Annotated in this window: 19 protein-coding genes and 1 pseudogene; 2 read left to right on the top strand and 18 right to left on the bottom strand. The window is 63.0% G+C overall.

The features are described 5' to 3' along the window. Positions 1-13 precede the first annotated feature (13 nt). From NKJ12_RS07630 to NKJ12_RS07620, 3 genes are all read right to left on the bottom strand, one after another. A complete protein-coding gene (locus tag NKJ12_RS07630) occupies positions 14-310 on the bottom strand; it encodes a DUF982 domain-containing protein (protein ID WP_352701937.1) in 297 nt (98 codons plus the stop codon). A 32-nt stretch (positions 311-342) separates the two neighbouring features. After that, positions 343-690: a DUF982 domain-containing protein gene (locus tag NKJ12_RS07625; RefSeq protein ID WP_254818815.1), complete on the bottom strand. Its 348-nt coding sequence runs from the start codon at positions 688-690 to the stop codon at positions 343-345. A gap of 117 nt (positions 691-807) precedes the next feature. Further along, positions 808-1011, bottom strand: coding sequence for a hypothetical protein (locus NKJ12_RS07620; RefSeq protein ID WP_254818814.1), 204 nt, complete (start codon positions 1009-1011; stop codon positions 808-810). A gap of 296 nt (positions 1012-1307) precedes the next feature. Between NKJ12_RS07620 and NKJ12_RS07615 the strand changes: the two genes are divergently transcribed. Further along, positions 1308-1892 (top strand): sigma-70 family RNA polymerase sigma factor, encoded by a 585-nt coding sequence (locus NKJ12_RS07615; RefSeq protein ID WP_502900970.1) that lies wholly within the window; start codon positions 1308-1310, stop codon positions 1890-1892. A gap of 11 nt (positions 1893-1903) precedes the next feature. On the opposite strand, the gene NKJ12_RS07610 is transcribed toward NKJ12_RS07615, so the two are convergent. The 11 genes and pseudogenes from NKJ12_RS07610 to NKJ12_RS07560 form a co-directional block, all read right to left on the bottom strand. Further along, positions 1904-2080 (bottom strand): hypothetical protein, encoded by a 177-nt coding sequence (locus NKJ12_RS07610; protein ID WP_254818813.1) that lies wholly within the window; start codon positions 2078-2080, stop codon positions 1904-1906. 179 nt (positions 2081-2259) lie between these two features. Continuing rightward, positions 2260-2478 (bottom strand): hypothetical protein, encoded by a 219-nt coding sequence (locus NKJ12_RS07605; RefSeq protein WP_023676213.1) that lies wholly within the window; start codon positions 2476-2478, stop codon positions 2260-2262. Between the two features lie 222 nt (positions 2479-2700). Further along, positions 2701-3405: pseudogene (locus NKJ12_RS07600) on the bottom strand (class I SAM-dependent methyltransferase); the annotation flags it as partial. Between the two features lie 59 nt (positions 3406-3464). Further along, positions 3465-4454 carry a GNAT family N-acetyltransferase gene (locus NKJ12_RS07595; RefSeq protein WP_352701936.1) on the bottom strand — a complete coding sequence of 330 codons (990 nt, stop codon included), beginning with the start codon at positions 4452-4454 and terminating at the stop codon, positions 3465-3467. A 7-nt stretch (positions 4455-4461) separates the two neighbouring features. Then, positions 4462-5526, bottom strand: a complete 1065-nt coding sequence (locus NKJ12_RS07590; protein WP_352701934.1) for a glycosyltransferase family 4 protein — start codon at positions 5524-5526, stop codon at positions 4462-4464. Positions 5527-5546: 20 nt separating this feature from the next. Then, a complete protein-coding gene (locus NKJ12_RS07585; protein WP_352505431.1) occupies positions 5547-6479 on the bottom strand; it encodes a glycoside hydrolase 5 family protein in 933 nt (310 codons plus the stop codon). After that, positions 6472-7233: a TIGR04290 family methyltransferase gene (locus NKJ12_RS07580; RefSeq protein ID WP_352701932.1), complete on the bottom strand. Its 762-nt coding sequence runs from the start codon at positions 7231-7233 to the stop codon at positions 6472-6474. Before NKJ12_RS07580 ends, NKJ12_RS07585 begins: the two co-directional genes overlap by 8 nt. Before the next feature lie 2 nt (positions 7234-7235). After that, a complete protein-coding gene (locus NKJ12_RS07575) occupies positions 7236-8036 on the bottom strand; it encodes a nucleotidyltransferase family protein (RefSeq protein WP_352701931.1) in 801 nt (266 codons plus the stop codon). After that, entirely contained in the window at positions 8036-9139 is a 1104-nt protein-coding gene (locus NKJ12_RS07570) for a CgeB family protein (RefSeq protein ID WP_352701929.1), read from the bottom strand. Before NKJ12_RS07570 ends, NKJ12_RS07575 begins: the two co-directional genes overlap by 1 nt. A 15-nt stretch (positions 9140-9154) precedes the next feature. Further along, positions 9155-9751 (bottom strand): histidine phosphatase family protein, encoded by a 597-nt coding sequence (locus tag NKJ12_RS07565; protein ID WP_352701926.1) that lies wholly within the window; start codon positions 9749-9751, stop codon positions 9155-9157. After that, on the bottom strand, positions 9748-10851 hold the full coding sequence (locus tag NKJ12_RS07560) for an inositol-3-phosphate synthase (protein WP_352701924.1): 1104 nt from the start codon (positions 10849-10851) through the stop codon (positions 9748-9750). The genes NKJ12_RS07565 and NKJ12_RS07560 overlap by 4 nt, the downstream gene beginning before the upstream one ends. 158 nt (positions 10852-11009) lie before the next feature. Here NKJ12_RS07560 and NKJ12_RS07555 point away from each other — a divergent pair, with 158 nt between their 5' ends. Beyond that, the gene (locus NKJ12_RS07555; RefSeq protein WP_352701922.1) at positions 11010-12842 is read left to right on the top strand and encodes a hypothetical protein; all 1833 of its coding nucleotides are present in this window, start codon (positions 11010-11012) and stop codon (positions 12840-12842) included. Positions 12843-13085: 243 nt separating this feature from the next. Here the strand turns inward: NKJ12_RS07555 and NKJ12_RS07550 are convergent, their stop codons facing one another. The 4 genes from NKJ12_RS07550 to NKJ12_RS07535 are packed head-to-tail and all read right to left on the bottom strand — an operon-like array spanning position 13086 to position 17483. Beyond that, complete coding sequence (locus tag NKJ12_RS07550; protein WP_352701920.1) at positions 13086-14132, bottom strand: UDP-glucuronic acid decarboxylase family protein; 1047 nt, start codon at positions 14130-14132, stop codon at positions 13086-13088. 23 nt (positions 14133-14155) lie between these two features. Further along, a complete protein-coding gene (locus NKJ12_RS07545; protein ID WP_352701918.1) occupies positions 14156-15265 on the bottom strand; it encodes a CgeB family protein in 1110 nt (369 codons plus the stop codon). After that, positions 15262-16356, bottom strand: a complete 1095-nt coding sequence (locus NKJ12_RS07540; RefSeq protein WP_352701915.1) for a CgeB family protein — start codon at positions 16354-16356, stop codon at positions 15262-15264. The genes NKJ12_RS07545 and NKJ12_RS07540 overlap by 4 nt, the downstream gene beginning before the upstream one ends. Then, positions 16353-17483 (bottom strand): CgeB family protein, encoded by a 1131-nt coding sequence (locus tag NKJ12_RS07535; protein ID WP_352701913.1) that lies wholly within the window; start codon positions 17481-17483, stop codon positions 16353-16355. The genes NKJ12_RS07540 and NKJ12_RS07535 overlap by 4 nt, the downstream gene beginning before the upstream one ends.

The raw sequence follows: 17483 nt of genomic DNA, 5'->3' as shown, positions 1-17483 counted from the left end.
CTGCGGGAGACACCTACAGGTTTACCCGCTGTGCTGTCGGGGCATGCCCGTCATGCGACTCGCCTTCGACAAGAATGTTTGCCTCCCACGCGGCGTCGACAAACGCTTGCCGCGCTTTGCCGGCCGTAATTTCACCGGTTCGGGCGCGATTCAATACATCAGCGGCCGCCAGCGCCAGTGGGGCATTGCGCGCCGGCCATTTCTCGCTTTTCAGGCAATGTACTGCTTCGAAAACGGAACTGACCAATCGCGATCGCCCAGGCTTGCCGAAATAGATGCAAACAGGTGTATCGAACTCTATTCTCTGCACCGGATTCCTCCCGGTTCAAGCAAGGTGTCGCTTCAAGCAAGCTGCGTGTCTTCAGGGTCTACACGACTGTCCGATGGGCGTTTCAGCCAAACGTCGTAGGCCTTCGCAGCTGTTTTGGCGCGTGCTGGTGTTTCGGCTGCGATATCGTAGGCCAGAATGCCCGCCTTGCGGGCGAATTTATCGAACGCCGCGCGCACCGTCTCGACGTCGACCTCGTCAGCCAGCCCGGCGCGACAGGCGTCGAACGCCGCCTTGTGCGCCGGACCGCGGCTCGGCCATTCATTTAAGACGTCATAGGCCTGCCAGATATTTTCGACATAGCGAGGGAAACCAAGGCCGACGAGAATTGGAACGGGGCGGCCAAACAATTTTTTTGTCATCTGTGTCTCCGCGAAAGAGCCTGTCGCATCAACGCCCGGGCGGACCTGAGGCTCATGCTCTTTAACGCGGGATTGCTGCACGGGTTGCAGCAGGTTTGTTCGATCGTGCGCGGCCGGTCACTTGTTGGTCCGCATCTTTTGCCGAGGATTGATACCGCCTTGCGGCGTGGTGTCGTTCTCGACATCGCCTTCGAACGTATTGGTGCCCTGATCGAGCCGGTCGCCCTCCTTGATCGTGCCCCTGGAACTGCCGATGCCGGGATCGTTGGCAAGATCGCTATCGGCCGGCGTTTTGCCTTTGGCGTGCTTGTTTCCTGTCATGGACTCCTCCTGTTTCTTGAGGTGGCAGGCCGCCCTTGAGGTCGCGGCCAAGGCTCGCTGCGAAATCGCATTTCGACGCGCCAAATGGCGGCGCCCGAATTGTCGGACGACCTTGATTTTGAACTCCGCGATCCCGATGGTTGTTCCGTCAAAAATATCGCCGTCGGCCGGGATTGCTCAGCCAAGCCCTCTCCGGTTTTCTGGAGCCGGGTGATTTTCGCAACCGGAACGATCTTTCGCCCAATGCATTTAACTGGTCTGCGCTCGCGAACTCATTCTGGACGGGAGCTGGACCATTGCCACCCACAGCCTACGCCTTGGCGACCCGCGAAGCCGAAGAAGTTTCCATCGTCGACCTCATACCCGCTTTGAGGGCTTTCGCCCGCACCTTCTGCCGCACTCCCGATGATGCCGACGACCTGGTCCAGGAGACGCTGACCAAGGGCCTGGCCAACATTGACAAGTTCGAAGCTGGAACGCGTATGAAGTCATGGCTCTTCACGATCATGCGCAACACCTACTACACGCGTGTCAGGGCCGCCGTGAGGGAAGCGCCTGGCCTGCTCGACTGTGCTTCGCTGCGGCCGATCTCGGAAGCGACGCAGGAATGGTCCGTACAGGGCAAGGAAGTCCACCAGGCCATCCAGAGCCTTCCCGAGCATCAGCGCGAGGTTCTGATGCTGATAGGCGTGCTGGGCGTCAGCTATGAGGAAACCGCCGAAATATGCGGTTGCGCGGTGGGAACCGTGAAGAGCCGGCTCAACAGGGCCCGCGCCGGCGTGCTTGAATACCTAGGCGAAAGTTCCTCGCAAACCCTGATGGAAAGGCGCAGCTATCTGTCCGAAGGACAACTGGACTTCGAAGCCGAGAGGCGCCGCTAATATATGTCACGTTAGTTACTGGTTCCGCGCAAGCGTCTTTCGACAAGCGCATGCTGCAATTCGATCGCAAGTTTGGTCAGCCGGTCAGGAACCCTTTCCTGCTCGATTGCCGCAAGCAAGGAAGCGATTTCCCGGTCTATCGTCAGATCGGCGCGCGTGCCGACGGAATCTTCCCTTGCGCGAGACATCGCGTTCTCTTGGCAAATGTTGGTCCCTTCATCTCACTCTGGTGGCAACAGTGCGAGTTTGCAAGAATTTGCAGGCCATCCATGCGACCGGCTTCGGTCCTTGCAAAGCTTCGTCAGCGGTTGGGCTCTCGCTGCGTTTCAATTGCTCACCGGCTGCAAGCCATATGCTGCCGCAACGATCAGTCTTCAGGCCGCCGATCCGCTGAATGATCCTGGTACTGCTCGGATTTGACCCGATTGCCGTCGAGCCCACGCTCCTTGGTGTGCTGCTTCTTGTCTCTGTTGGACAGAACGGCGTTCTCTCCGATCTTGTCCTTGGGAAGATCGGTCATCGCGCCAGCGCCGGCGCCTTTGCCGTGACTGCCGCGACCGATGTGCTTCTTGCTGCCGGACGCCATCTCGTCCTCCTTCCTGCTGTCGAATAGCGGCTTTTCCCGTTCGGCATCCGAACCTGCGTTGGGCCGCAATGTTCCGCCGGAAATCGTAAGCATGAAGGCATCGCCATCCCAGTGCCGGAACGGCTTTTCGCCGTCGACGACAACTTGCATGCCATTTGCGTTGGCGAACTTATGGACATCGGCGCGATCCAGCGCCGGCGATCCGCGATATGAATAATTCAAAAGCACGGCCATGCCTGGCCTCTTCAGCACGCGTGCGATTTCCACGAAATGTCGTTCCGCGAGGCCGGCCAGCACCAGATAGGGAAAGCTGTCGACGGCCAGCACGCGGTCGAAGCTGGCATCGCGAAAATCGGCAAGATCGAAACCGCGGGTAGGGCGGAATTCTACATTGCCGAGCCCCGCGCATCGCCGGCGGGCGATCGAGATCATCGCCGGGGATATATCGCTGCCGACGATCCGGTGCGACAGAGCGGAGAGCACCTGTTCGAACCGACCGATGCCACAGCCGATATCCAGTATGTCGCGGTCGGTACCGGTAAAGCCTCGCCTCTCCAGCCATGTAACGATCTCAGCCGTAGCGGCCGCGAGCTTTCCCTCATTGCCCAGCGATGACAGCTGGACGCTCGCCGCCGGGGAGATAGCCGCCGCTGCGTCAAACCCGGCCGCCAGCCGCTTGACGACCGCATCGTCGGTCTCGCCACCGCCACGCTCGTGCCGAACGGCAGCACCTATTTTGCGCAGCGTGGCGAAGATCTCGGGCCTGCGCTGAAGCAGGTCCGCGATCCGTTGTAATTTTGCCGTCTTTCGCGGATCGGCCGAATGCGTGTTTTGTGCAATCTTCGCCAGTTCTGCGGGTTCGATTCCTGTCTCGAAACGGAGAGCCAGCCTGGCGATGACGGCTTCGACGCTGGCACCGTCTGCCATGCAGTCCTCCAGCACCCGCCTTGCTGACGTCGACCGCCGAGGTCCTGGCTGGGTCGCGCTCATTGACCTTTGCTCCGCGTCCAGATCTTGCGCATCGTCCACCGGTCGACGGCGCCCCAGCTGTATTTGTAGGCCTCTTGTCCGCGCAGAAAATCGAACTCTTCCGCGCCTTCGCAGATCGCCTGCCTTATCGCCTGGCCGATGAGCAGCGCGCCGGGACTTTCATCGGCATAGTCCGGATCGAAGCCACCGAGATAAGCGTAAGCGCGGCCCCGATCATGGAACCCGTAGTAGGCGCCCACGATCACGTCACCGATGGTGATGAGCCAGCATCGGGCAAGCACTTGTGCGACCAGCTGCGGCAGCGCCTGACGGTGGAATGCCTCCACGCGGGAATCGGACAGAACGCCGTCGCCGTGTCCGGCCCAGCGTGCTCGGTGAAGGCGGATCAGGTGATCGAGGAATGTCTGCGGATCGGACAAAGCGGGTTCGATGGAGACCCTGCCGCGTCTCGACGCGGCCCTGTGGGCGCGGCGCAATTGGCGCCTCCGCCGCGCCGGAACACAGCCTTGAAGCGTCTGGTCGCCGGCGAGAGCGAGCACCGGGCAAGCAGCATGACTGACGGCTTGGCACGATTCGAGCGCGGCATGCCTGATGGCAAGGCCGGCGCCGCCGGGAGGCAGGTCCTGCAAGATCCACTGCGACCAGCCGAGGGAAAGAACCGTGTCGGCGATGGCGACGGCGACCGGTTCGGCGGTTTCGGGAATATAGAGGACATCCAGATAGTCGCTCAACGAAATGCCGAGCGGAAGCAGCCGCGCGCCGGCGCCCTGGCGTTCCAGATAGAGTGGCGCCAGGCCGACCAGATCGTCGCCACGCCAGACGGCGACCGTCGCTAGCTCGCCGGGAGCGAATGTCCGCCACCATGGCAGCAACCATGCGGGAGACTGGAACGGCGTCGCCGAGGGGCTGAGCGACCAGAGTTCCCACCAGTGCGGCTCAAGGGCTTCGAGGCCGGCCGGATCGTCGATGATCTCACCGCGGAGCATGTTCCGCTCACTTCGCCGTCGCGAGCTGCCCGCTGTCTGTGCCGAGCCGTGCCAGCGCCCGATAGGCGTCCATGTAGGAGGAAACCATGCGGTCGAGTGAAAAGCGCCGCTGCGCCTCGGCCCGGCAGGTCTCGGGATCCAGGCCGGACGCGGCAAGGATGGCCTGCGCCATCTCGTCGACGTCCCCGACCAGATACCCGGTCTTGCCGTGCTCGATCACATCCGGCAGTGCGCCATTCGGGAAGGCCACCACGGGTGTGCCGCAGGCGAGCGCCTCCATGGCGACCAGCGAACTGGTTTCCGCGGCAAGGCTCGGGATGACCAGGCATCGGGCTGTGTTCAGCAGGTGCCGCTTGGCGACAAAGCCGACCGGACCAAGGAAGCGGCGCCGGTCGTCCAGCCGAGGTTCGACCTCGTCGCGAAAATACGCGGTGTGGGTTTCGTAAGGGTAGACTTTGCCGCCGATGACCAACGGCACACCGGCCTTCTTGGCTGCGTCCAGCGCCAGATGGATGCCCTTTTCCGGGCAGACGCGGCTGAGCACGAGGGCAAAGTCGCGCTTGGCCTGCCGCTCGCTGAGCGCGTCGATGTCCACTCCGTTCGGGATCGGTTCGATGAGCCTGGCTCCCGGCGGCGCGGTTCTTTGCTGAGCCGCTGATACCGCATGCAGCCACAGATCCTCCCGTGTCGGATTGAGAGCGTCGGCCGGATACCAGTCGAGCGGCAAATGCAGGGTCACCAATGTCGGCCCGTCGCCCGGCAGATAGGCGTCGAAATCGATGCCGTGCAAATGAACCACGTCGATTGGCCAGCGAGCGCGTGCGGTAGCGATTGCAGCGCGATGAGCACGCTGCGCCCGGCGCTTCGCCGCTTCATCGAGCACGCCCGGTTCGGCCGGCGTCTCGATGAGAGTGCCCGCAGCGCTCGAGCCCTGGCAGCCGATCACGATCGAGCGGTATCCGGCCTGTACGAGCGCCTGGTCGAGCATCGACAGCACCTGCTCGGCGCCACCGACCGCATCCGGCCCGACCGGGGCGAGGGGATAGGCGACGTTGAGGACGGTGAGCGTCATGGCTGGAGAGCCGAAGCTCCTCACGCCGCGGAGGCGCGTAGCCTGCCGACGGAAGGGGCAGCGATGCTGCCGGCATAGCGGCGCGTCATTGCCGCGCAGAACTCGGCGAATTCCTCCGGCACCAGCGGCGGACTGCTGTGGTGCGGCATCATTCCGCGATGCTCCGGCGTGAAGCAGAAAGTAACGGTCACGTCGAAGTCGGCCAGCGCCTCCATCTGCCGGTCGAACCAGTCAAGCGCGTTCGGCCTGAAGCTGTCGGCCCAGGAAAGCCCGGTACGCAGATTGGTGACACCGAGGCGTTTCATCCAGGCAACGGCGTCATCAAGCCGGTGATCTTCGAAATGGAACCACTGCACCAGTCCTAATGCCGGCGTGTGGTGCAGGAACTCCTCGAGCGCGGGCTTTGGCGTGCCGTCCTGGCGAAGCAGGCCCATGTAGAAATGGCGATAGTAAGACGAGCCTTCCGCCTCGCGATGGCGCGTCGTCGCTTCCCACTCGCGCGGCAGGTCGTAGAGGCTGTACCATTGGATGCGCGGTGCGTTGCCGATCAGCAATTCCGCGGTCCGGCGCAGGCCCCAGACCTGTACCTCCTCGGCGCCGAAGGTCGACACGCCGACCTCGCTGACCCATACCGGAAGATCGGTGACAGCCGAGATCTCGCCGACCTTCTGCGGCCATTCGTGGATCTGCCAGAGGTTCCAGTCGAGCGGAAAGCCGTGTACGGCGACCGCGTCGACGTGATCGAGCACGCCGAATTCCTTCATCCGTGTCATGAAGCCGGCATCGATCGGCGAGATGCCGCCCAGCACCTTGGTCAAGGCGGGATTCTCCGCCGCGATCGCGTCGGCGGCCAGGATTGCCGTAGCGGCGAAGCGGCTCCAGTCGGGGTCGAGCTCGGGATCCCAGTGGGATTTGTTGTTGGGCTCGTTCCAGATCATCGCGGCTTCAATCATTTATCTGTCCTTTCGACGGGTAGACGGCGCCGCCGCCGGCCGGCACGTCGGCGGTGCGGCAGAAATAGACCTCCTGTTCCGGTTGCAGCACGATCTTGAAGCCGGCGCTGCGAAGCATGGCTTCGGTGCAGGCGCGGTTGGGAATCCACCAGTTGGTCGGGTCGTCGGCATAGCGATGCTCAATGAAATGCAGCTTTGGGAATTCCGGCCGGTCGAACAGGTCGTGGGTCCAGAAATGATAGTTCTGCTCGAGCGCCGGCACGTTGGTGCTGCCGCGTTGCATCGACTGGAAGATCATCAGGTCGTCGGCGACGTGCTCCCGGATCAGATCGAGTGCGAGCAGAGGATGGCGCAAATGGTAGAGCACGCCCATGAACAGCACGATGTCGAACCGCTCCTGCAGGGCGCCAACGTCGTAGACCGAGAGCTGCCGGAATTCGATGTCGCAGTCTGCGACCTCGGCGGCAAAGCGCGCCTGCGCCAGGTAAGCTTCATCGAAGTCGATGCCTAGCACGCGGCCGGCGCCGCGACGTTTCATCTCGATCGAGTAGAAACCCGCATTGCAGCCTATGTCGAGCACCGCCTTACCGGAAAGATCGGCGGGAATCGCGTCGGCGAATTTGCGCCATTTGATCAGCGGATAGTTGCCAAGGAAATGGTCGGGAGCGGTTTCGATGCCGGCCAGCTCCATATTGTGGAACCATGGGCCGAGCGCATCGATACGGCGGCGGATCTCGGCATCGGAATGCAGCATGGCTAGCCTCCTTCGCCTGCGAGGATAGGGACGTGCTGGTGGCCGGGCAGCGTAATGGCGGCTTGGTCGTCCTTGGTACCGGCGGCGCTTTCAAGCAGCCGCAATGCGGTGCGGTAACCGTTGAAGGTGCCGACGTCGACATAGGCGGTGCCAGCCTTGATGCCATAGGCTTCGCCACCGGCGGCGAGATAGGCGTTGACCAGCGTGCCGATATATTCGTCGCACCGGTCCCGTTCCCGCCACAGCGCGGCGAGCTGATGAAGGGTGCGGCCGGGCATCTTGAACGCACCCCAGATCCAGTTCGACGCGGCATTCTGTTGCTTGACCTGGATTTGCTTCACCCGGCCGACCGGGTCGACAACGACGGCATCGAAGAACTCCGGCTGGTCCACCGGAAACAGCAGAAAGGACAGGCCGTCGTCCGGGAGGGCCAGGAACCCGTCTTCGGGAAACCAGATCGTGTCGGGCAACCCGACCAGAACGGTCTCGTCGGCCGCGACGAGCGGTGCGGCGCGGAAGATGGCGTCGCAAAGGCCGACCGGAGAGGGCTGCACCACAAACAGAGCGGCCGCGTCGGCATAGCCGGCAGAATAATATTCCAGGATATCCGACTTACCCGAGCCGATGACGAAGCAGATCTTGTCGGCCCCAGCGCGGACCATGCGACGCACCAGGTATTCACTGACCGCGCAAGGCCGCTCGGTGTTGCCGTCGATGCGGCTGCCGACCGGCAGAAGCTCCTTCGAAAAGCCGAGCGGCTGGATGCGGCTTCCCCGTCCGGCTGCGGGCACGATGCCCAACATCAAACTGCCTCCTTCAACGGCTCGCCATGCGTGGAGCCGTGCAGTGCATCGGACAGGATGCGGTCGAATTCCTTCGCGCGCCGCGCCGAGGTGTGTTCGTCCAGCACCCGCTCGCGCGCACGGCGGCGAATCGCGTCAAGTTCGGCGTCGGACAGGTCGAGCGCCGCGACCACGTCGTCGGTGCTGTTGGCCACGACGATCTCTTCACCGGGCCGGAAAAAGGCCTCCAGTCCGGGCCATGTGTCGCTCACCATCGCAGCCCCGCAAGCGGCGGCTTCGAACAGCCGGCCGGAAGGACACCAGCCCCGTTCGGCCATCGCCTCGCGGGTCACGTTCAGGGTCATTCGTGATGATGAAAAGAAGGCGGGGTGGTCGGCCGGCGGCAGATGCCGGACGAAGAAGATATTGTCGCTCCACGGGAATTCCTGCGGATATTGTGCGCCGCCAATAATGAAACGGTGATCCGGCAGGCGCGCAGCCGGGCTGACCAGCAACCTCTCGACCCCGGCCTGGCGGTCTGCCGCATAGGTTCCAAGATAGGACAGGTCGCCGGCAAACTCCGGCCTGGGCGGGGCGGGCCGGTGTCGCTCTGGATCGACATGGCCGTAGAGCGGCATGACGCGGCGTGCACCCAGCGTCGACCTCAATGCGTCGATCGCGGTTCCTCCCGTGTAGCTCAGCACGAGATCGAAATCGCGAAGCCCTTCCGGCCCGAAATAGGCCGGAGGCTCGCCTTGTTCGATCCGCGCCAGCGTCACCGGCGTGTCCAGATCGTAGAAGACCTTCAGCCCGCGACAGGCCTGGTGAGCAAGGCGCGACGCGCTCACGGCATCGGGGCAATAGGAGGTGACGATGACGACATCGGCCTCTTTCATCGCCTGCTCGGCAACGCGCTGGATGTCCTCCCAATCCGGGTAAAGGACAAGGTTGCCGCCATCCAACTGGTCGAGATCGCGTGTACCGGCATAATAGGGAGTGTTGCGTTCGAAGAAGGTGATGGACCAGCCCAGCCCGGCCATCGCCCGGATCAATCCGCGCCACAGCGTGGCGTGGCCGTTGCCCCACGACGATGTCACGGTAAGACCGAAAATGACCATGCGCATCCGGCAAATTCCTCGTCAGGCAGCTTCGTTGAGTCTGATCAGCTTCGACCCCCAGTCCCCCCAAACAACTGTGGTGATCGACGCTGGGTCGATATCGAAGCGAAAGCAGTTCCCCAGCGACAGGCCGAGCACTTTGCACACCGCGGCCTTGATGACGTCGGCATGGCTGACCAGTGCAACGGACTGGTTCTGGTAGGTGCCGCGGACCTGTTCGATCAGCAAGACGACGCGTTGCTGCACGTCCAGCATGGTCTCGCCGCTCGGCGTTCTCGCCTGCTGACGCTGGTCATTCCACGCTCGCCAGTCGGCATCCTTGTTCAGCTCCTCGAAGGTCTTTCCCGACCAGGTGCCGAAGTCGATCTCATCGAGTTCCTCGCGGATCACGATTTCACCGGCATTGCAGGCAAGCGCCATCGGATTGGCAGTCTCCTGCGTGCGTTCGCGCGGGCTGCAGAAGATTGCCGCTACCGGCTCGCGTGCCATACGGTCAGCCAGATGCGAGGCCTGTGCCCTGCCGGCTTGGCCGAGGCAAACGCCGGCCATCCGCCCGGCAAGATAACAGCCGACATTGTCATGCGCGGCGTGGCGCACCAGAAAAAACGTCGTCGTCATTCCGCCGCATCGAGCATCGGCTCGTCCTTGCCGGCGATGAAAGAGAGCGTGCGCTGGCGGGCTTCCGCGTCGGTGAACTGCTCGGGCGGCGATTTCATGAAATAGCTGCAGGGGCCGGTCAGCGCGCCCGCGATGCCGCGGTCGAGCGCCAGCTTGGCGCAACGCACCGCATCGATGACGACGCCGGCCGAATTGGGCGAATCCCACACTTCCAGCTTGAGCTCGGCATTCAGCGGCACGCCGCCGAAGGTCGTGCCTTCGACCCGGATATAGGCCCACTTGCGGTCGGTCAGCCATGGGACATGGTCGCTCGGCCCGACGTGAATGTTGCCCGGCTCCAGGGGAACGTCGATCTGGCTGGTGACGGATTGCGTCTTTGAGATCTTCTTTGATTCCAGCCGCTCGCGTTCCAGCATGTTGAGGAAGTCGGTGTTGCCGCCGAAATTGAGCTGGTAGGTGCGATCGATGCGCACGCCGCGCTCACGGAACAGGTTGGCGAGCAGCCGGTGGACGATCGTCGCACCGACCTGGCTCTTGATGTCGTCGCCGATCAGCGGCAGCCCGTGCTGCTCGAAGCGCCGGCGCCACTCCGGCCGCGAGGCGATGAAGACTGGTATGCAGTTGACGAAGGCGCAGCCCCCCTCGAGCGCGCACTCGGCATAAAAGCGTGTTGCCTCCTCCGAACCGACAGGCAGATAGGACACCAGGATCTCGGCGCTGCTTTGGGCGAGGATCTTGCCGACGTTGGCGACCGGCTCGTCGGCCTCCTCGATCTCGTCGCGCAGATATTTGCCGATGCCGTCCAGGGTCGGTCCGCGTTCGACGCGAACGCCGGTAGGTGCAACATTGGCAAAGCGGAAAGTATTGTTGGGCGCGCTGTAGATCGCGTCTGCCACATCACGTCCGACCTTGCCCTTGGCGACGTCGAAAGCGCAGACCACCTCGATGTCCTTGACATGGTAGCCGCCAAGATCGGCATGCATCAGCCCGGGTATGGGCTCATTGCTCCTTGCGTCGCGGTAATAGGTGATGCCCTGAACAAGGGAGGAGGCGCAGTTGCCCACGCCGACTATTCCGATCCGAACTTTCTTCGATCCCACGAAACCGCTGCCTATGCTGTTGAAGGTAAGTTCTTCGTGCCAAACCGCCTTCCTCCCGGATTGTTCCTTGCCGGCTGTAAAAATCGTGCAACCGACGGTGGATCAAAGTAGCGTCGGCCGAGTTGTGCAGCGGGGGATGAGGCCAACCGGGACGGACAATGATCGTCTATGGCGACCACAAGCAAACTGAGAGCGCGCGATATGTTCGCGCCTCGGCTCGCGACGCGGCCGGGCACATCGCGGACATGCCAAGCGGGATCGGACGGCACGCAGCCCTGGTCGGCCTGTTCATCAAGGTCTCGGAATTGGTCCAGGGCCTTGCCGACGCGGAATTCGAGGCCAAGGGCACGGACAGGAATTCTCCACAACGGATCGCGGGCGCAAATCTCCTGGTCGGCTTGGCCCGGGACGTGGGCAGATCGTGGAGGGCCGGATTCGCCGTCGACGGCCCGGTCGATGCCGAAGTGCCGCGAATGTTGGCCGAACTCGAATGCGATGGCGACATTCTGACCGGCGCGGCTGAGGGCTACGCTCATTACGGGCTTTATCCGGAGAGCTATTTCGTCGCCGCGCGGCAGTCGGGTCTCGATGCGAACACATGCGTAATCGGCATCCGCAGCATCGGCCTGGGGCTTGCAGCGATGGTGGCTGCAGCCATCGGCGCGCCAGCACCCGTCAGCGTCCGTCCGACCGGCCATCCGTTTCGCAGGCGGCTTGCCGCCGATCCGGAGCTGATCGGCGGCTGGATGACGAAGCCATCGGCCCGCTTTGCCATCGTCGATGAGGGCCCGGGTCTGTCCGGCAGCTCGTTCCATGCCGTCGTCGCATGGCTACAAGCGCTGGGCATCGATACCAGGCGCATCCATCTGTTCCCAAGTCATTTGCGTGGCCCGGGCCCCGAGACATCGGCGGACATCCGTGAGGCATGGACGGTGTGCCAAAAACACACCGCGGATTTCGAACGGACTTTCCCCGCTGGATCCGCTCTGCCGGCGCTGCGGGATTGGGTGGCTAGAATGATCGGCCGCACAGCGGTCAGCCTGATGGAAATATCCGCCGGAGAGTGGCGTCGCTTGCATTATGGCTCGCAGGATCATTGGCCGCCCGTTCATCGCGGCTTCGAGCGGCGGAAGTTCCTCGCTTCCGCGGGCCGGGAAAAATGGTCGGTCAAATTCGTCGGCCTCGGTGAAATCGGAATGCACAAGGCCGAGACCGCCAGGAGGCTGCACGACGCAGGCTTTGGCCCGGAAGTCGCCGGGCTGTGCCATGGCTTTCTGGTCGAACGCTGGATCGACGGCACAACGCTGGACCGGGCAACGCTTTCGAAAGAAAAATTGGTCGCTCACCTGGCGGGCTATCTCGCCTGGCGCGCAGCCAATCTGCCCGCCTCGGAGCCAGGTGCCTGGCTGGAGGCGCTTGCGGACATGGCCGTGCGGAATACAAGTGAGGCGCTGGGCGAAGGCCGCGCGGCGGAGCTGCAGACCTGGTTCTCGAAACAGGCTCCACCCAAGACCATGCAGCGGGTCGAGATCGACGGGCGGCTTCACCCGTGGGAGTTCATCCTTTCGCGCAGTGGAACGCTGGTCAAGACGGACGCCCTCGATCATTGCCGATCGCACGATCTGATCGGCTGCCAGAACATCGCCTGGGACATTGCCGGCGCCCGTGTCGAGTACAGCCTCTCCGACCCGGCGACTGGGGCGCTTTGCAAGGCCGTGGAAGCGAGAGCCTCCCGTCCCGTCGATGCCAATCTGGTCCACTACTATGAGCCCTGCTATCTTGCGTTCCAGCTTGGCTTGTGGAGCATGGCTGCACGATCTGGCGATGATCGGGAACAGATCCGGCTGGCGGCCGCGGCAAGACGTTATACCTCGATGTTGCTTCGTTTCCTGGAGAACCAAGGGGAGCTGCGGCCCTTCGACCAGGATCAGTCCAGCCGGCGAAGCATATCCGCTTCCTTTTCGAGGATGGCGACTACCTCCTCGCGCTGAAGATGCGTCATCATCAGGCTCACGCAACATTCCAGATAGGTGATGGAGGCGCGCCGCAGGAAGGCAGCCGTCTCCTTTGCGGCCATTTGCTCGATGTCTTTGGCGGATCGCTTCGGATGCACAATCGTCTCCATGCCGGTACCTTGGCAGAACCAGAAGCTGGACGGGTTGTTCCCGCGACGAGAAAAAGTGACCAAATCCGAAACGACCGCGCGATCATGCAGCGGCCAGACGCTCCCCGCCTCAGGCCGGCAGGTTTTGCAGCCGGCCTGAGGCAGAACGTACGGTGGCGGCAATTTGACGTCTTCTGTCGATCATCTGCGCCGTCTCAAGCTCGGCAAAATAGCCGATCGTGTGCATCAAACCTTGCCTGAGCGGCACTTTTGGCGACCAGCCGAGAAGCTTCCTTGCGCGGGAAATATCGGGTTGCCGACGACGAGGATCGTCTTGCGGCAGCGGCAGGAATTTCACGTCCGATTTGGTTGCGGTCATGCCTCTCACCAGGCTCGCCAGTTGCAGGATGGTGAACTCCCCCGGATTGCCCAGATTGACCGGCTTGCGTGGATTGGGATCGACCTCCATCAACCGGATCAAGCCGTCGACCAGATCGGAAACGTAGCAGAACGACCTCGTCTGCAGCCCGTCGCCGAATATCGTCAGCGGCCGTCTCTCGAGTGCCTGCATGATCAGATTGGAAACGATCCGTCCGTCCGCAGGGTCCATCCTGGGACCATAGGTGTTGAAGATGCGCGCGACACGGATATCGGCTTTTCCCATTCTCAGATAATCGAAGCATAGGGTCTCGGCGGTGCGCTTGCCTTCGTCATAGCAGGCGCGGGGGCCGATGCAGTTCACGTGGCCGACATAGTCTTCCTTCTGCGGATGCTGTTCGGGATCGCCATAGATCTCGCTGGTGGACGCCTGCAGGAAGCGGGCGCCACTACGGGCGGCAAGCTCCAGCAGATTGAGCGTCCCGATGACACAAGTCCGCGTCGTGTGGACCGGGTCGGCCTGGTAACGCGGCGGCGAGGCCGCGCATGCCATGTTGAAGATGCGATCCACCGGTTCGCCAGGCTCCAACGGCCGGCAAATGTCTTGCTTGATCAGCCGAAAATCCGGACGATCGGCGATCGATGCTATGTTCTCCATGCGGCCGGTAAGGAAATTGTCGACGCAGATCACGCGCCAGCCGGCCTGGAGCATTGTCTCGCAAAGATGCGAACCGAGGAAGCCGGCGCCGCCGGCGACAAGCACGGTCTTGGTCCGTTGCGCCTTTCTTGATAGCTGCATCTCTATCTTCTCCCGTCTGCGGGTCATGCTGCGCTCTCGACGTCCAGATCGAGAACAGAACGTGGCGATTTGGCTTGCGCCAGCAGCGCAACGAATTCGCGGGCTCTTGCGATGCTTGTGTGAGCTGCCAGGATGAGCACGCGCGCCTGCGTGGCCATGGCAAGCCGGGCGCCGTCGGATTCTCCAGACAGGATACCGATTACGTCCTCGGTCCTGCGCGCCGTGTGAATCGTCCGCCCTGGAAACAGGCTGTCCAGTCCGGCCCAGCTATCGCTGATGATCGCCGTGCCGCAGGCCGCTGCCTCGAAGAGGCGCACGCTGGGCGACCATCCGGCCGCGATCATGGAACTGCGCGTGACGTTCAACGTGTAGCGTTGGCGGCTGTAAAAGGCGGCATGGTCTGCCGGCGGCAGGTGTTCGATGCGATCGACATTGTCCGGCCAGGCGATTTCGCGCGGATATTGCGAGCCGGCAACGACGAAGCGACGCTCAGGCATGCGACGCGCCGGTTCGAACAGCAGGGCCTCCAGCGTCGCCTGGCGGTCGGGGCTGTACGTGCCGAGATAGCCGAGATCCCAGCGGATTGGGTCACCGGTTCCGTGATGCCGTTCCGGGTCGACGGAACAGTAGAGCGGCTCGGCCCGCCTCGCGCCGAATTCCGCAGTCAGACGGGCAAGCGTCGGCCCGCCGGTAAAGGAGAAGTAGACATCGAAATACGGGACCTGCCGCCTGGCAATATACTCGCAATCATCGGTTGAAAGCTTTGCCAGCGTGACCGGCGTGTCGATGTCGTAGAAGCAGAACTGACCTGTGCACAGCGATGCCACGACGTCGATGATTTCAGGACCTTCGGGAACGAAGGAGCCGACGACCACGATATCGGCATCGCGCAGGCAGCGCGCAAAATTGCGGCGAAGATCATCGGTCGTTTCATAGTAGCGCAACGCGCAGAAATCGGGGTCGCGCAGATCCCGGTGACTTGCGTACCACGGCACGTCGCGTTCGAGAAAGGTGACGCGGTGACCGAGTTCGTGGAGACCTTTAAGCAGCCCCCGAAAGGTGGTGGCGTGGCCGTTTCCCCAGGACGAGGAGAGCGACAGGCCAAGAAAGACGATGTCGAGCGGCTTCGTCATTCGGCCGCCTCCACGGTCGGACGCTCGAAATGGCGCCTGAAAATGGCGTCGGCCAAAACGGCCCGTGTCGTATAGGTATGTTCGCCAAGTACCCGCCGAAGCGCGGATGCCCCGATCGCCTTGGCCTGTTCGGCGCTAAGGCTTTGCATGATCTCGGCGACGTCCTCGCCATCGCGCGCGACCAGGATTTCCTCGCCGGGTTTCAGGAACAGGTCCACACCGAGCCAGGCGTCGGTGATGAGGCACGCGCCGGCGCCGGCTGCCTCGAACACGCGCGTCGCAGGTGAAAAGCCATTGGCCGCCATGCTGTCGCGGCTGATGTTCAGCACCGCCTTGGCCGTGACGTTCAGAGCATTGTGGTCACGCGTGCCGACATGGCCGAGCCATCGGACATTGGCGGGCATCTGCTTGTCGCCCCAGCCAGATCCGCCGAGCAGGAAGCGCTGATCGGCCGAGCGGCCGGCCGGGTCGAGGAAGAAGGCCTCGACGCGCGCCTCGCGGTCCGGCAGCCGGTTGCCGAGGAAGGCGAGATCGCAGGCAAAACGCATATCTTTGCCGACCGGATGATGCGTTTCCGGATCGAGCGCATTGTAGATCGGCACGCATTCGGCCGCTCCCATGGCCCGATAGGCCCAGACCACCGGGTCGCCGCCGCCATAGGTCAGCACGAGGTCGATTTCCTGCAGCGCGCGATGCAGCGGATGGTCGGGCTCGTCGCGCAACTGGCCGAGCGTCGCCGGCGCATCGACATCCCAGAATACGGTCAGCGCATCGGCACGGGCGTGATCGAGCACCGCCCGCAACAGCGCGTCGTCGGCGAAACCGACGCCGCTTGCCTTGACGACGATATCTGCCTCCGCCGCCCGCGCGGCCACCTGCATCATGGCATGCGGGGTGGCCTCGTAGACGACCACGGCACACCAGTCCGGCGCCTCGATGTCGCGGTTTTTCTGGCGATCGTAGACGTCCGGCTCGTAGAAGGTGATGTCATAGCCGAGCCTTGCCAAGGCCTTGAGCAGCCCGCGGTAATAGGTTGCCGCGCCGTTCCAATAGGACGACAGCAGACTCGATCCATAGAATGCGATCTTCATTCGGCGGCCTCCTTTGCAAGGATCGTGTCGGCGGCTTGGCGGTGCCCGCATTCGGCGAGCACGCCGAACAATTCATCCGCCCGGTGCCGGCATGTGTGCCGCAAGCGGATGGTCTCGAGGCCCGAGGTCGCCAGAGAAGCGGCGAGATCCGCATCGTGCAGCACGGCGCGAAGATGACGCCGCATCTCGAAGCCATTATTTGCAAACAAGAAATCGGTGCCGGGCCTGAACAAGCGTTCGACATCGGACCAAGGCGCCGAAACAAGCGGAATGCCGCAGGCGAGCGCCTCGAACATGCGGATGGTCGGGATGCCGGGCAGGCTTTCGCGATATGGACGCCGCGGGATGTGAACCGTGATGCGGTTCGCCGCGAATGCCTTCGGCACGTCGGCATTGGCGATCCAGCCTTCGTAGCGCAGGCCGGCGGCCGCAAGGTCGGCGAGCGCCTCCGGCGGATAGCGAACGCCGTGGACGGTTCCGCTCAGGCCGAGCTCACGCACCGGGCCGACCAGGAACTCCCTGATTTCGGCGCTGCGCTCGTCGTCGCCCCAATTGCCGATCCAGATAAGGTCGGAACTACGCTCGATTTCAGGATGCGGCTGGAACAGGTGGTCATCGGCTGCCTCGTGCCAGGTGAAGACCCGCTTGCCCCATCCGGCACGGAGATAGCTTTCCCGCAGCGCCTCGCCGAAGGCGAGCACGCCGTCATAATGTTCAAGCCGCAAGGAGGAGATCGCTTGCGTGGCCGATATGGCGCGATGGTGCGTGTCGTGGAACAGCAGCGTGAAACGCCCGCCATTCGCTTTCACCCTGCCCAGCCGCGCGACAAGATCCGGCTCGGTCCACTCATGCACGATCACCACATCGGCATCGGAGATCCAGGCTTCGTGGTCGAAGGCGGCGTCATAGGTGACCGGCATCAGCTCGGGAAAGTCCTTCCGGAATCGTTCGATGGCGAAGGATCCTTTCTCGGCCAGCAGGTTCGACCGGCTCCAGCCGTCGGCGGGCTCCAGCGCGATAGCCTGGTGCCCGCGCGCGACCAGCTCACGCATGATGCCCCGCAGGAAATGTGCGTTGCCGTGGTTCCAGTCGGAAACGATCGAATGGGTGTAGAACAAAAACCGCAT

Source organism: Mesorhizobium sp. M0195, from assembly GCF_040322115.1.
Classification (GTDB): Bacteria; Pseudomonadota; Alphaproteobacteria; order Rhizobiales; family Rhizobiaceae; genus Mesorhizobium.
The sequence above is the reverse complement of the archived record's forward strand: the minus strand, read 5'-3'. Positions and strand labels throughout refer to the sequence as shown.